Here is a 14,358-nt window from a genome sequence, read left to right as displayed (position 1 = left end):
TCTCCAAAATAAAGGTATGAAATAGATATAAAAAAAACCTGATCGGGGTTGCCGATCAGGTATTAACTTGAAGGGCAACCATTTTGCTGCCCGAATGCGTTCAGGCAACTATTTAAATTGCCAAAAGTAATAATAAGCGTTGTTGATCATAGGTTGTTTTAACATTGCTATTTCAGTTAAATAAAACATATCTTGATGCCAAACATACTCTGTGTTTAGGAAATTGACAAGTGTTTTTCATAATTTATTTATTGACGAATAAATATACAAAGCATTAAGATGAGCATTCCCCCTTTTTGCTCAATCGAGTTTCTGCCAATGAAGTAAGTCCTATTTTTATCAATTTCACTTTTTTGTAATTGATGTACAAAATAGACTTTTACTTTGTTGTTTTACCTATTTTTATTTACTTTCTATTTTGTACATCCTGTTGTATTAGGAGGTCTTATGACCCAACAGGCATGTATTATTCAGCAGCTTAGCTTAGACATTCATTCCAAAAATATTTTTGATCAACTTCACTTTAATCTTCCCATACAGCAATGCACCGGCCTCATTGGTCGTAATGGTCAAGGTAAATCACTGCTGATGCAGTGTTTGGCGCAAGTTTCTAAATTTAGCTTTATTGGACAGATTAATTGGCAATGTCCTGTCGCATATCTATCTCAATTCAACCGACTAAGGGGTAATACCATTGCTCAAGTATTGGATATTCAAAATTTAGTTGATGCTTTTAAACGGATCGAAAATAATACAGCTTCATTTCAGGATTACGATCTGGTCGAAGATAAATGGCACTTACCTTACAAATGGCAACAGCAATTAGAACAGGCAGGATTACCCCTTGATCTCAACTTTTCTGTACATTTATTGAGTGAAGGACAGAAAACCAAACTGGCTCTATGTCGCTTATTTGCCTTGAAGGATCATTATCTTTTATTGGATGAGCCCAGTAATCATCTGGATTGTGTCAGTAGACAATGGTTAATTTCATGTTTAAAAGCGCATACCATGGGATCTTTAATTATTAGTCATGATCGTTTGTTATTAGATGAAATGCAGCATATCTTGGAATTTAATGAGTTTGGTCTTTCCCATTTTTCTGGAAACTATACCCATTATGCAAAACAATCAGCCTTACAACGTCACGCTCTTGAACACGATATTGAGCAAGAAAAACGTCAACTCAAGCAACAGGTTGTACAACAACATCAAACTTTGATGAAGAATCAGAAAAGACAGGCTAGCGCGAACAAAAAACGCAAAACAGGATCACAAGCGAAAGTCATTTTGGATTTTAAACGAGAGCAGGCAACTCAACAATCAGGTCAACTTATTCGACAACAACAGCGTCAGTTACATCAGGAACAGTTATCGCTTTGCAATAAAAAACAGCGACTAGAAACAGTTAAATCGCAGCAATTTGAATTTTCATCTGCTGTTCAAAAATCAGGTGAAATTTTGAGATTAGCAAACACGCCTCATCCCTATTTACAAAATGCTCACTTCAATTTTTCTTTACAGCCCAATGAAAAAATTCATTTGGTAGGTAAAAATGGAAGTGGAAAATCTACTTTGCTTTGAATTTTATCTTGAGATTTTTCAAATGAAAATCATGATTCTATAAGTTTAAGTCGTAGCTTGTATCTAGATCAAAACTTTAGCTTTTTAGATCAACAGCTGTCAGCACTTGAAAATTTAATGGATTTAAACCCAGATCAAACCGCAGAGTTTTGGAGAAATTTGCTGGGGCAATTACGATTGCGTGGAGATAAAGTATTACAGCCATTATCCGAATTGAGTGGTGGTGAACAATTAAAAGTCGCTTTAATTGCTATGGCTCATCCATTAAATTCAATTGATCTTTTACTATTGGATGAACCAGAAAACCATCTTGATATAGAGTCTCGAGAACTGCTAGCAAAAGCAATTCAAAGTTTTAATGGCGCAATTATATTAGTATCTCATGATGATTATTTTGTAAAACAATGTGGAATCATTCATGAAGTCAAGATTGCAGCTCTTTTAAATGAACGAAGAGCGTCGTAAAGACGCTCTTGTTTATTTGCATTTGTTGTGTTGGTTCAGATCAAAAATACACGAGCTTGGTTAATAGTGAATCACGCTACGGATTGACTTACCTTCATGCATCAAATCAAAAGCATGGTTGATTTCATCAAGTGGCATGGTATGAGTCACAAATGGTTCAAGTTGAATATCACCTTTCATTGCATCTTCAACCATACCAGGTAATTGGCTACGACCTTTTACGCCACCAAAAGCTGTTCCTAACCATTTACGTCCTGTGACCAACTGAAATGGACGTGTTGAGATTTCTTGACCTGCGCCCGCGACACCAATAATGACAGATTGACCCCAACCACGATGCGCACATTCAAGTGCTGAACGCATCACATTGACATTGCCAATACATTCAAAGGAGTGATCGACTCCCCAACCTGTCATTTCTACAATCACTTGCTGAATAGGCTTATCATAATCTTTAGGATTAAGAAAATCTGTTGCGCCGAATTGTTTCGCCAGTTCAAACTTATCTGGATTCATATCGATTACGATGATGCGACCTGCTTTTGCCTGACGTGCACCTTGTACCACCGCCAGTCCAATACCACCTAGACCAAAGACTGCAACGCTGTCACCTTCCTGCACTTTGGCGGTATTATGAACAGCACCAATGCCTGTAGTGACACCACATCCAAGTAAGCAAACTTGTTCATGATTCGCTTCAGGATTAATTTTTGCCAAAGAAACTTCGGCAACCACTGTATATTCACTGAAGGTTGAACATCCCATATAGTGATAAATGGGCTCGCCATTATAAGAAAAACGTGTCGTACCATCTGGCATAACACCTTTACCTTGTGTAGCACGAACAGCAACACATAGGTTAGTTTTTCCTGATTTACAAAATAAACACTCGCCGCATTCAGCTGTATAAAGTGGAATCACATGATCGCCGGGTTTGACACTGGTAACACCCTCACCGACTTCAACCACAACACCAGCACCTTCATGCCCTAATATGGCAGGAAATACACCTTCAGGATCATCACCCGATAAAGTAAATGCATCGGTATGACAAACTCCTGTATGACTGATTTTGATCAGGACTTCACCTGCCTTGGGTGGAGCGACATCCACTTCTACAATCTGTAAGGGTTGACCTGGACCAAATGCAACAGCAGCACGTGATTTCATGCTTTCTCTCCTTTTGTATTTACTTTAAATAAGATTTCAGAATTTTGGTAATCTCAGCTAATTCTTCATATCGCTGTTGTTCTGTCGTCTCTCCCTCAACTAGAGTGTCTTTGAGATGGATTTCCAGCACTTCATTCATTAGACCATTCATCGCACCACGTGTTGCACAAATTTGTTGAAGAATTGCGTTACATGAAGTGTCATTTTCGAGTGCACGTTCAATGGCCTGAACTTGACCCTGAATTTTGCGAAGGCGAAGTATAATTTTCTTTTTGTCTTCAATTTGCTTAGGCATAAGCCCTCTCTTTTACATCTTTTATACTATACCCCAGTATAGTATATTTATTAATTCAAACAATAAAGCAAATGCACAATAAAATTTTAGCTATAACTATTAAAGGACTACAAAAAAACAACTAAATATCTGATCTTACATGTGAAATATCAATATCATATAGATATATCTTCACCATCTGAAAATAGCGTTTTTCTAAAATAGAGAACCAAATAACAGGAGACAAATGTTTGTAATAAAAATTTATGACGGATTGAATATGATAAGAAATATTTTGAGAGATACAGACTTATGAACTTTGACTGGTTAAATGATCAAGATGCGGTAAAAAAAATAGAGCAAGGTTTAACCGCTTATGTCGCTTTAGATGATGCTTTTGTTAGTATTGCATCACGAATTTTTTTGATTCGAAATGCCAAGCGAACTCTCGATTTACAATATTATATATGGAATAACGATTTTATTGGCCAGCTCATGTTGAATGAGTTATATAAAGCAGCAAACCGAGGGATTAAGATTCGGTTACTCATCGATGATCAAAACGGAAATGGGCTTGATCCTATTTTACGTGCACTTTCAGACAATCCAGCTTTTGAAATCCGCCTATTTAATCCATATAAATTCAGAAAGTTACGTGTATTAGATTACTTATTTAGAGCAAAAGCAATTAATCATCGAATGCACAATAAACTGATCATTGCTGATGATTGTATTGCTGTCACAGGCGGGCGTAATATTAGTGGCGAATATTTTGAAGCTGGTAACGAATTTCAATTTTTTGATCTAGATATTCTTTTTTATGGAACTGCTGTCACTCATGCGGTCGATGTATTTCAAAACTTCTGGAATTTTTCCTTAAGTCTACCTATTCGACATTTTGTCGGGGCTACAAAATCAAATGATCAATCAAAACTAAAACAGCTTTTTAAGCAATTCAATGAAATTGATACGCCAGTTGAAAAGAAAATTTATGAAGCTCAAAGTGAATTAGATAATATATTAAAAAATTATTCATTACGATGGAAGAAAGCTTATTTCGTTGCGGATGTTCCACAGAAAATTTTAGGTGAATCAAGACAGGACGAATTAATTTATCATCAAATTGCTCAGCTTATGGGCCACCCTTCAGATCATCTAGAATTGGTTTCTGCTTATTTTGTACCCACTCGCTCAGGTACAGCATTTTTAAGTAAGCAAAGTCGACAAGGCATAAAAATACGTATTTTAACCAATTCATTCATTGCAAATGATGTTGCCATTGTTCATGCTTTCTATAGTAAATATCGTCAGGCTTTACTGGAAAGTGGCGTCAAACTTTACGAGTTAAAATCCATTATTCCGAGAAAAAAACCAACATGGTATGAAAAACTAACTGGTCGAGTCATACCTGCTAAAGGAAAAAGTAATTCGAGCTTACACGCAAAATTTTTTGATATCGAAGGCAAAGTGTTTATCGGTTCATTCAACTTTGATCCTCGTTCTGCGCATATCAATACTGAAGTTGGATTGGTTGTTGAATCTGAAGAACTTCAACAAAATATTACTGATGATCTTGACAAATTTTTGCCATTAACATGCTATGAGTTGAGTCTGGATCAACAAGGCAATGTGATCTGGACAGAATATCTTGAGAATGGTGAAACTATAAAATACGCTCATGACCCTAAAACCACAAAATTTCAACGTCTTGTAATGAAATTTATGGCTTGCTTACCTATTGAATGGATGATGTGATTAGACTTTACATTCAAATAGGCATAAGCCCTGTATTTCTAATTGAATATCAATGGAAATAAAGCCTGCCTGTTTTAAGACTGATAAATGTTCAGTTTTAGACATATACAGCTCATTATTTTGCATCGCATCTTCAGCAAAAAGATGATCACAGACAAAATAAGTTGCTTTCGGTTTGAGTAAACTGATTACTGCCTTATGGAAGTCTAATGCATGGCTTTTATGTCTTAATTCATGTAAAGCCTGATGAATAATAATATAGTCAAATTGGTCTAGGCTCTTTTGCCAGTTGGCTTGCTTGAAATCACCCAATAAGTAAGTCGTTCGTTGATATTCATCTGGGCTAAGCTTTTGCAAAGCTAGCGTATGCATGACTTCTGAAAAATCAAAGGCTGTATATTGAATATTAGGCAAACGTTCTAACAAATACTTGCCTAAAAATCCTGGCCCTGATCCTAACTCTAAAATGTGTAACTGAGCATCAGTGCCTTGCGCAATTTTTTGTGCATAATAATCAAAAAAATCATAACGCCACGGTCGCTTAAGATTTGCCGTTAACTCCCACTGTTTTGCGTCCTGATATTTTTTTAAATCTATTGGACTTGGAACATCGATATTCATATTTTTTCTCTTTGATTTTTCTTTAAATTAAACCAATATTTTCAAAGAGTACACGATAAGCTTCTGCTTTTTTTTCGAGCGCTAAAGGATAAGCTCTGGACGATGACGGCATACGATATAAATCAAGCCACCGACTTACAAAATAAGTTTGAGTAGATTGCCCTATCTGGGGCTTTTCGGTATTTTCAGGTAAAGACAGCATCAATGTATCCGTGGCTTTATCACCCGTCGTCATCAGCGTATTGCACTGAGGAATTTGCTCAAGTAAATCCTGTAAATTGGTCGGTGTCACAATCTGTAAAAACTTATCAGAAGCATTGCCTTTTAAGCGTTGAACTTGAACAGCAGTATCAAAAATGGCAATCCCCTTTTCAATTAAAAAATCATGGATTTGCTGCTGCTTAAAATTTTTATTTTCGAGATCTAAAAAATAGTTCTTATCATCGAAGAACAAATAACCAAAAATCCGCCACATGTCATTTTGATAATTTGGATAATAAAAATCCATTTTCCAGCGTTCTTTTGGAGGTGGAAAGCTACCTAACATCAGTAGTTTTGCATTGCTTGGTAAAAATGGTTGAAGTGGATGTGACTCTATTTCGAACTCAAAGTTATTCATACTATCTTTTTAGGGCGCTTAAATAAATTTTTAGATATTTTGCCTTGTAATGATCATCAAAGTAAATTTTTAAAGACTTGAATTTTATTATTTTGCATAATTATATGATTTACATAAACTAACTCTAATTGAAAATATACAACAATATAAAAAGCCCATTGTAAAATGGGCTCTTGAAAATAATTTGAGTAAATAAAGAATTAGTTAACTAATTCAGGGTTTAATTCATCATCTTTAGCAAGTAAAACCGAGAAGACAATTGGCACACCCAAAATTAGAGGAACAACAATGATCCACAAATCAATTGTAAGTTTTGCAGGAAATAAAAAGTGAATCCCTAGAGCAAATACGATAAGTACTGCCACCAAAATCCCCATGAAACGCGTCGCAAATTTTAAAAGCATGTTTTAAATCTCTTGTGGTTAAAATTATGTTTAAATTATAGGCTTTATTTGTGGAAAATCCTATTTGTTCAAGAAATACAATCAATAAATTTACAAAATATAAAGTTTATTTTCAAAACATCTTAAAAATAAAAAATTGGCAATTTAAAATTTGTGCAATGAATGCGTTAAGAAAAATTTGAATATTGTTGAAATGCTTGCTTTGATACAAGGATGGTTATTTTAAGTGAAATCCAAAACTTAAATCACAACAAAAGATACTTATTGAGAGAAGATAATGAACATACGTCCAGTAACAAAAAATGATTTCAATGAATGGCTTCAGCTATGGAAAGGTTATCAGGTATTTTACAAGGCGACGATCATTGATGAGATAACCAAAACCACGTTTGACAGATTTCAGGATGCGCAAGAACCTGTATATTGTTTAGTTATAGAAAATGAAGAAAAACAATTGGTTGGATTGGTACATTATATTTTTCATCGTAGCACATGGACCATTGAAAATTATTGTTATTTACAGGACTTGTTTGTTGATCCCAAACATCGAGCGTCTGGTTTAGGGCGCAAGCTGATTGAAGCCGTTTATACAGAGGCCGAAAGAAATCATTGTTCGCGTGTTTATTGGCTGACACAAGAAAATAACGAACAGGCGCGGATGTTATACGATCGTATTGCAGATCAAACTGGTTTTATTCAATACCGAAAATTATTCAAATAATCTAAAAAAACAGGAGATAGCATAAAATTTAATGCTATCTCCTAGATATTTCTAGCCTAGTTTATTGACCAGTCTTAATGGCAATACTTTCATGGCAATCCCCATTGGCAGCCACGGCCATTGCGGGACATAAGCTTTCACGGGTTCTTTTTCAATGGCTTTAACCAAAAGACGTGATCCTGTTTTTTCATCGACTTCAAATGGCAAATGTTTAGCGCCTTCATTTAACTCGGTACGAATATATCCGGGGAAAATGGTAGAAACTTTGATCGGTGTATCAATCAATTCAGCACGGATACCTTCAGCCAAGTGAGCCACTGCTGCCTTACTGGCTGCATAAGTTGAAAGGTGTTTCGGCAAGCCGCGCATCGCGCTCATGGATGAAATCACCACCAAATGCCCTGATTTTTGTTCACGGAAAATTTCAACAGCAGCTTCACACTGCGCCAGTGCTGAAATAAAATTGGTTTCAGCGGTCGCTCGATTAATTTCAAAGTTGCCTTTACCAATCCGCCGACCATTGCCCACACCTGCATTGACAATAATTCGATCTAATTGACCAAATTCCTGTTTAAAAGCTTTAAAAACTTCAAATACCTGATCGTAATCTGTGACATCTAAAATTTTTGCAATCACTTTGATGCCATATTCGCTTTGCAGTTCCGTTTGAAGTTCCTGTAAACGCTCTAAACGTCGGGCACAGATCGCAAGATTATAGCCTTTCTTTGCAAATTCTCGTGCCATGCCTGCTCCAAGTCCAGAGCTTGCTCCCGTGATTAAAATCGTTTTTGCCATGATAAAATCCTTTTATATCCATGTCAGCAGATCTGGGTTAACTGCTTTAATAAAATGATGTTCGTTTAAACTTAGGAGTTGTGGCTGATTTCCAACCAATCTCAAGGTCGTTAAACTGGTATTGGCAATCGCCCAATTTAATGCAAAAGTATGATTGATACTCAACTCCATGATTTTTCCAACAGCGACAGAAATGACTCCGCCTGAAGTAAAAACGACAGCGTATCTGGGTTTCGTTTGCGCAAGCTCATCACATAATTTTTGCAATGCTGTTTCTACACGCTGCTTAAAATCTGGCCAAGACTCATCATATTCATGATGAAATTCACCGTCTGTCCAACGGGTAATTGCGCCTTCAAAGATTTTAGCTAAATACGCACGTGGGTTAGCTTCTTTGGCTACATCAGCCTTGAGTAATTCGGGTTGCTTAAAGCGCGGTTCATACTGCGCAAACACTTGTTGATGATTAAATTCATTCCAACCCGCATCGGTATGGATGGTTGTTTCTGGAAAACTTTCTTTGAGTGCGCCTTGTGCCGTTTGCAAATGACGTTGCATCGTACCCGCAACAACGTATGGCTGCTCTTTTAAAATATCTTTAAAATAACGACCTAGTAAGGTGGCTTGAGCTTCGCCATTTTGAGATAGTTCATCATAATTGCTTTTACCAAAAGAAGCCTGACCATGACGTACTAAATAGATGGTGGTCATTTTTTTAACACCCTTTGCACTTTATCTAAATATTTCTGGGCAATTTCTGAATCTTGTATTTTTTGCTGTGCAATCAACTTTAAGGCACGAATATGCAAAGCATGAATCACGATCCAAAAATCTTTAAATGCAGGATTTCGAGTTTGCTTATGGAAGTAACGATAATAAATTTGCTGTGCAATCACGGCTAATCTAAATACACCAAATACTTCATAAAAGGTCCAGTTTTCAGTACTTAAACCTGTTTTTTGTAGATAATAGTCGACCACTTGCTTACGAGTAAACATGCCTTTTAGATTGGTCGGTTGTCGGCGAGTCGATTTAAAAATCATATTATCGCTATCTTCGACCCAATACGCCAAAGCACTGCCCAAATCCATCAGCGGATCACCCAGTGTTGCCATTTCCCAATCGAGTACCCCAATCACCTGAGTTGGCTGTTCAGGATTAAGAATCACATTATCAAAGCGCCAGTCATTGTGAATAATACAAGTGGTTGAATCTTGAGGAATGTGATCAAACAACCACTTTCTTACATAATGAAAAGAAGGCACATTGATGGTTTTCGCTTTTTCATAGCGTTTATCCCAGCCTTCAACTTGTCTACGACAATATCCTTCACCTTTACCAATTTCAGCAAGTGGCGTGTTTTGATAAGGCACTTGATGTAATTCAATTAATTTATCTAATACGTTAATACATAACGCATGCACATCCTGCTCAGAAAAGTTTAACTCAGGTGGCAGTTTCGCACGGGGAATAATCCCTTCGATACGTTTCATCACATAGAAATCACAGCCAATGACAGACTCGTCCTGACAAAGAGCAATCATTTCAGGGACAACGGGATAAGACTGCGCTAAGTTTTTTTGTACCAAATATTCACGCGCCATATCATGGGCTGACTTGGCTTTAGTTCCTACAGGTGGTCGGCGTAAAATCAGATCTAGATTGTCATATTGCAAACGATAGGTCCAATTCGAAGCGCCTCCGGTATATTGAGTAACTTTAGCTTCGCCAGCCAATACAATGCTTTGTTGTTTAAGCCAGTTTTCAACGGCCAAAACATTCAGCTCCTCACCCTCTCGAACCTGACCGCCAATATCAATGATCGACATATATCTTCCTTTAATATTAAATCTAACTTTATGCTTTTTTTCTCGTGCTATAACCACGTTTTACCAATTCAAGTTTAGCAATCATGCCTTTATGTACTTCATCAGGGCCATCTGCTAAACGCAAGCTACGTGCCTGAGCAAAGAATCCAGTCAAAGGTGTATCTTTGGAAACTCCTGCACCGCCATGCAGTTGCATTGCCATATCGACGACTTTTTCAAGCACACTTGGTGCAACCACTTTAATTGCTGAAATTTCAGTCAATGCCGCCATATTTCCCAATGTATCCATTTTATAGGCAGCATATAAAGTTAATAGTCGTGCTTGATCAATTGCAACACGAGCTTCTGCGACCCGCTCTAGATTACCACCCAGTTTTAATAATTCTTTGCCAAAAGCTTTACGTGACATACCGCGGTCGATCATCAATTCTAGTGATTTTTCCGCTGCGCCAATACAACGCATACAGTGATGGATACGTCCTGGTCCTAAACGGCCTTGCGCAATTTCAAAGCCTTGCCCAGCCCCACCAATAAAATTTTCAACAGGCACACGTACATTATCAAAACTAATTTCGCCGTGGCCATGTGGTGCGTCATAATCACCAAATACAGGTAGCATCCGCTCGATTGTAACGCCTTTGGTATCGACTGGAACCAGTACCATGGAATGCTGATGGTGGCGATCTTTATTTTCATCAGGCGTATGCGCCATAAAAATAATGATTTTGGCATTTGGATCACCTAAACCTGATGACCACCATTTACGACCATTTAAAACAATTTCATCGCCATCAACCACCGCAGTCGCTTGCATATTGGTCGCATCACTAGAAGCAACCGCTGGCTCAGTCATACAAAAGACTGAACGAATTTTTCCTGCGAGTAAAGGCATTAACCATTGCTGTTTTTGTTGCTCAGAACCGTAACGCCATAAAACTTCCATATTGCCACTATCTGGCGCATTGCAGTTGAATACCGTAGGTGCAAGCAAACTACGTCCTGAAAGCTCTGCAATATGGGCATACTCCTGTACAGATAAACCTGCACCAAGTTCAGGGTCAGGTAGAAACATATTCCATAAACCCGCTTGCTTGGCTTTATCTTTTAATGTTTCAAGCTGTGCAGGCCACGTCCAATTTTTCCAGTTCCCGTCTGGATTAAGAGTATGCACTTCATGCCAAAAATCAGCTTCAATGGGCTCAATTTCATTTTCAATAAAGTTTTTTGTTTTTGAAATAAAATCCTGTGCACGTTCGGATAGCTCAAACATGATGATTCCTTAAAATGAGTGTGTTATTTCGCTTTACTTGAACATACGCTCAAATTTATTATGCATGAAATGATTTTATTGAATATCAAACTATGAATCCCATTCATAACTCTAATCCTCACAATTCTTTTTTAGATCTTGGGTTATTTCATCGCATTGATATCAATTTATATCCACTGTTTGTTGCAATTTTTGAACAAAAAAGTATTTCTCATGCAGCATCGAGTCTATCTGTTAGCCAATCAGCGGCAAGCCATGCATTACAACGCCTGAGATTACAATTAAACGATGAAATTTTTGTGCGTCATGGCAATAAAATGCTACCGACGCCTTTTGCTGAGCGGGTTTACCCTGTTATTAAGGCTGCGTTACTTTCAATTCAAAGTATTAGTCAACAAAAACAAAATTTTGACCCAAGTCTCATCAAAACTCTTAAAATAGCGATTCATGACGAAATTGAACCCTTAATTTTTCCCAAATTAATTGATCATTTTCAACGTATTGCTCCAGACATTCAGTTCAGTAGTATTAAACTGAATCGAAAAACCATACAAAATGATCTTTCGACCCAACAACTAGATTTTGTAATTGACCTTGAAAATAATCTCGCGCAACACATTGGGTTTCAGCGCTTAGTTACAGACCGTTATGTGATTTGTACCCAACAACTTGAAGTGACTAAACAATCGTATCAGTCTGCGCTGCATATCGGGGTTTCGTCGAGACGTACAGGCGTATTACTTGAAGATGTCTATTTGAGTCAAAATAATATTTCGAGACACATCTTTTTACGTTGCCAGCATTATTCCACGGCTTTACAAATTCTTGAGCAAAATCCATTGGCTATGTTGACCTTGCCTAAGACTCTTTTGGAGCATTTGTTTTATGCAAAAAACTTGAATATTCATGAATTGCCTTTTCATTTTCCACTGATAAATATTGGAATGTTTTTTAATTATGATTTGCAGGAAAATTTAAGATATCAGTTCTTAAAACAAGAGATTATCAATTTATTTGCTTAGGCTATTTGATGTTATCTCGTTTTAATTTGAACGCTATTTATCGTGCTATATCCATTTTGATCGAGTTAAATTAAGATAATTTTAAGATGTATTTCCTAAATTGCATGATTCACATTTGGTGCTGATTTATGTTGCATTTTCCTCACCGAATTAAAGCATCTCTCCCCAAAATCTCACTTGCCTGCTTTAATTTAATCATAGCCTTGTGGTTGGCACTCGCTTTAAATTTTCGTTTTTACCAACAGGTTCATACTTTCTCAGGCTTTACTAGCTGGTTTGCTTGTGTGTGGCTAGGCATCGTAGCCGTCTGTTTGAGCGCTTATTACAACCTTTATCTTCAGTTTTTTGGCTGGAAATGGACAGCAAAACCCATTGCTATTGTGTTGATTTTATTAGGTGGACTCAGTGCTTATTTTAGTAATGAATTAGGAGCTTATATCTCTCCTGAACAAATTCAAAATGTCATGCAGACAGATTTGGCTGAAACCAAACAACTGATGACCCTTCCTTTCTCGCTCTGGAGTATAGGAATGGTTATTTTACCGATTTTAGTCGTTTGTTTGATACCTATTGAATACCCTTCTTTAAAAAAGAATCTAATTCAAAAATCATCTTATGTTATTGTTTCTTTTATCATATTATTGGTTTTAGTATTAAGTAACTATTTAAATTTTACTAATATTTTTCGGCAACATAAAGATATTCGCCAGTTGATTTCCCCTGATAATATTTTGACTTCAAGTTATAAATATTTTCATCATTTACATAAAAAAAACTTACCTTTGGTTAGATTTGGTGAAGATGCAAAAATCATGGTATCGCAAACTAAAACGTCAAAACCCAAATTAATGGTTTTAGTGGTCGGTGAAGCCGCACGTGCAGAAAGTTTTTCAATCAATGGTTATACGCGTAATACCACTCCCCAATTAGCACAAATAGAAAATCTACTTAACTTTAGTCAGGTAACTTCCTGTGGTACAGCTACAGCAGTGTCCGTCCCCTGCATGTTTTCAGGCATGACCAAAGAACAATATGATGCAAATCTAACGGTTCATCGTGAAGGTTTACTTGATATCGCGCAGCGTGCAGGCTATAAAGTCACTTGGATTGATAATGATTCTGGTTGTAAAGGTGCTTGTGATCGAGTTAATAATATTAAAATTAGTAAAAAGCTCAAGAAGCAATATTGTCGCGATGATGGTTTTTGTCTGGATGATGTCTTACTCATGAGCTTACAACGCTACTTGGCATCCATCCCACATCAGGATAGAACCCCACAGTTGATCGTGTTGCATCAGCGTGGTAGTCATGGTCCTGCTTATTATAACCGCACCACGCCTGAGTTTTCTCCATTTCAGCCGACTTGTAAAACCAGTGCAATTCAAACTTGTGATCGCCAGATGCTCATCAATAGTTACGATAATACCATCGTTTATACTGACCATATTTTAAGTAAAATAATTCAAAGTCTTGATAAAAACAAACATTATCAGACAGCGCTTTGGTATTTATCCGATCATGGGGAATCGACTGGTGAAAATGGGATTTATCTGCATGGTACGGTTTATGCACTTGCACCATCACAGCAAACACATATTCCAATGTTGATGTGGTTTTCAAATGATTGGAAATCTACACAAAATAATCAGGTTGAATGCCTAAAGTCTCAGAAAAATCATAACTTAAGTCAGGATAATTTGTTCCCAACCCTTCTGTCATTACTGGATATCAAAACCAGTGTAATGGATTCTAAATTTAATATGCTGGATCATTGTCAGGTCTTTCAGGACTAACTTATAAATTATGAACCGAATTTAGAACCATCTAAA

At 36.9% G+C, this 14,358-nt stretch carries 13 protein-coding genes and 1 pseudogene; 5 read left to right on the top strand and 9 right to left on the bottom strand.

The window, feature by feature from the left end; genetic code table 11:
* Positions 1-447: 447 nt before the first annotated feature.
* A pseudogene (locus tag EGS47_RS15140) lies at positions 448-2,049 on the top strand (ATP-binding cassette domain-containing protein).
* Between the two features lie 60 nt (positions 2,050-2,109).
* Here the strand turns inward: EGS47_RS15140 and EGS47_RS15135 are convergent.
* Both EGS47_RS15135 and EGS47_RS15130 read right to left on the bottom strand, forming a co-directional pair.
* On the bottom strand, positions 2,110-3,219 hold the full coding sequence (locus EGS47_RS15135) for an S-(hydroxymethyl)glutathione dehydrogenase/class III alcohol dehydrogenase (RefSeq protein WP_049174211.1): 1,110 nt from the start codon (positions 3,217-3,219) through the stop codon (positions 2,110-2,112).
* A 19-nt stretch (positions 3,220-3,238) separates the two neighbouring features.
* Entirely contained in the window at positions 3,239-3,514 is a 276-nt protein-coding gene (locus tag EGS47_RS15130; RefSeq protein WP_004997971.1) for a metal/formaldehyde-sensitive transcriptional repressor, read from the bottom strand.
* A 291-nt stretch (positions 3,515-3,805) separates the two neighbouring features.
* Between EGS47_RS15130 and EGS47_RS15125 the strand changes: the two genes are divergently transcribed.
* A complete protein-coding gene (locus EGS47_RS15125) occupies positions 3,806-5,248 on the top strand; it encodes a phospholipase D family protein (RefSeq protein ID WP_119686190.1) in 1,443 nt (480 codons plus the stop codon).
* Here the strand turns inward: EGS47_RS15125 and EGS47_RS15120 are convergent, their stop codons facing one another.
* From EGS47_RS15120 to EGS47_RS15110, 3 genes are all read right to left on the bottom strand, one after another.
* A complete protein-coding gene (locus tag EGS47_RS15120) occupies positions 5,249-5,869 on the bottom strand; it encodes a class I SAM-dependent methyltransferase (protein WP_005004447.1) in 621 nt (206 codons plus the stop codon).
* Positions 5,870-5,891: 22 nt separating this feature from the next.
* Complete coding sequence (locus EGS47_RS15115; protein WP_005004448.1) at positions 5,892-6,488, bottom strand: uracil-DNA glycosylase family protein; 597 nt, start codon at positions 6,486-6,488, stop codon at positions 5,892-5,894.
* A 200-nt stretch (positions 6,489-6,688) separates the two neighbouring features.
* Positions 6,689-6,892: a hypothetical protein gene (locus tag EGS47_RS15110; protein ID WP_005004449.1), complete on the bottom strand. Its 204-nt coding sequence runs from the start codon at positions 6,890-6,892 to the stop codon at positions 6,689-6,691.
* Between the two features lie 277 nt (positions 6,893-7,169).
* Between EGS47_RS15110 and EGS47_RS15105 the strand changes: the two genes are divergently transcribed.
* On the top strand, positions 7,170-7,613 hold the full coding sequence (locus tag EGS47_RS15105) for a GNAT family N-acetyltransferase (protein ID WP_005004451.1): 444 nt from the start codon (positions 7,170-7,172) through the stop codon (positions 7,611-7,613).
* Positions 7,614-7,664: 51 nt separating this feature from the next.
* On the opposite strand, the gene EGS47_RS15100 is transcribed toward EGS47_RS15105, so the two are convergent.
* The 4 genes from EGS47_RS15100 to EGS47_RS15085 are packed head-to-tail and all read right to left on the bottom strand — an operon-like array spanning position 7,665 to position 11,507.
* Complete coding sequence (locus tag EGS47_RS15100; RefSeq protein ID WP_005004453.1) at positions 7,665-8,408, bottom strand: SDR family oxidoreductase; 744 nt, start codon at positions 8,406-8,408, stop codon at positions 7,665-7,667.
* 12 nt (positions 8,409-8,420) lie between these two features.
* The gene (locus EGS47_RS15095) at positions 8,421-9,119 is read right to left on the bottom strand and encodes a histidine phosphatase family protein (RefSeq protein WP_005004454.1); all 699 of its coding nucleotides are present in this window, start codon (positions 9,117-9,119) and stop codon (positions 8,421-8,423) included.
* Complete coding sequence (locus EGS47_RS15090) at positions 9,116-10,237, bottom strand: phosphotransferase family protein (protein ID WP_005004455.1); 1,122 nt, start codon at positions 10,235-10,237, stop codon at positions 9,116-9,118. Before EGS47_RS15090 ends, EGS47_RS15095 begins: the two co-directional genes overlap by 4 nt.
* 28 nt (positions 10,238-10,265) lie before the next feature.
* Positions 10,266-11,507, bottom strand: coding sequence for an acyl-CoA dehydrogenase family protein (locus tag EGS47_RS15085; RefSeq protein ID WP_005004456.1), 1,242 nt, complete (start codon positions 11,505-11,507; stop codon positions 10,266-10,268).
* A 92-nt stretch (positions 11,508-11,599) separates the two neighbouring features.
* On the opposite strand from EGS47_RS15085, the gene EGS47_RS15080 reads away from it, so the two are divergent.
* Both EGS47_RS15080 and EGS47_RS15075 read left to right on the top strand, forming a co-directional pair.
* Positions 11,600-12,529 (top strand): LysR family transcriptional regulator, encoded by a 930-nt coding sequence (locus EGS47_RS15080; RefSeq protein WP_005004457.1) that lies wholly within the window; start codon positions 11,600-11,602, stop codon positions 12,527-12,529.
* Between the two features lie 128 nt (positions 12,530-12,657).
* Positions 12,658-14,322, top strand: a complete 1,665-nt coding sequence (locus EGS47_RS15075; protein ID WP_119686691.1) for a phosphoethanolamine transferase — start codon at positions 12,658-12,660, stop codon at positions 14,320-14,322.
* Positions 14,323-14,358 lie beyond the last annotated feature (36 nt).

The organism is Acinetobacter sp. FDAARGOS_515 (assembly GCF_003938865.1).
In the GTDB taxonomy this organism is placed as follows: Bacteria; Pseudomonadota; Gammaproteobacteria; order Pseudomonadales; family Moraxellaceae; genus Acinetobacter; species Acinetobacter ursingii.
Note: the sequence above shows the minus strand (reverse complement) of the source record. Positions and strands in the feature narration are given on the sequence as shown.

Coding starts and splice junctions, on each gene's coding strand:
- EGS47_RS15135 (WP_049174211.1), bottom strand. CDS start 3,219: ATGAAATCACGTGCTGCTGTTGCATTTGGTCCAGGTCAACCCTTACAG.
- EGS47_RS15130 (WP_004997971.1), bottom strand. CDS start 3,514: ATGCCTAAGCAAATTGAAGACAAAAAGAAAATTATACTTCGCCTTCGC.
- EGS47_RS15125 (WP_119686190.1), top strand. CDS start 3,806: ATGAACTTTGACTGGTTAAATGATCAAGATGCGGTAAAAAAAATAGAG.
- EGS47_RS15120 (WP_005004447.1), bottom strand. CDS start 5,869: ATGAATATCGATGTTCCAAGTCCAATAGATTTAAAAAAATATCAGGAC.
- EGS47_RS15115 (WP_005004448.1), bottom strand. CDS start 6,488: ATGAATAACTTTGAGTTCGAAATAGAGTCACATCCACTTCAACCATTT.
- EGS47_RS15110 (WP_005004449.1), bottom strand. CDS start 6,892: ATGCTTTTAAAATTTGCGACGCGTTTCATGGGGATTTTGGTGGCAGTA.
- EGS47_RS15105 (WP_005004451.1), top strand. CDS start 7,170: ATGAACATACGTCCAGTAACAAAAAATGATTTCAATGAATGGCTTCAG.
- EGS47_RS15100 (WP_005004453.1), bottom strand. CDS start 8,408: ATGGCAAAAACGATTTTAATCACGGGAGCAAGCTCTGGACTTGGAGCA.
- EGS47_RS15095 (WP_005004454.1), bottom strand. CDS start 9,119: ATGACCACCATCTATTTAGTACGTCATGGTCAGGCTTCTTTTGGTAAA.
- EGS47_RS15090 (WP_005004455.1), bottom strand. CDS start 10,237: ATGTCGATCATTGATATTGGCGGTCAGGTTCGAGAGGGTGAGGAGCTG.
- EGS47_RS15085 (WP_005004456.1), bottom strand. CDS start 11,507: ATGTTTGAGCTATCCGAACGTGCACAGGATTTTATTTCAAAAACAAAA.
- EGS47_RS15080 (WP_005004457.1), top strand. CDS start 11,600: ATGAATCCCATTCATAACTCTAATCCTCACAATTCTTTTTTAGATCTT.
- EGS47_RS15075 (WP_119686691.1), top strand. CDS start 12,658: ATGTTGCATTTTCCTCACCGAATTAAAGCATCTCTCCCCAAAATCTCA.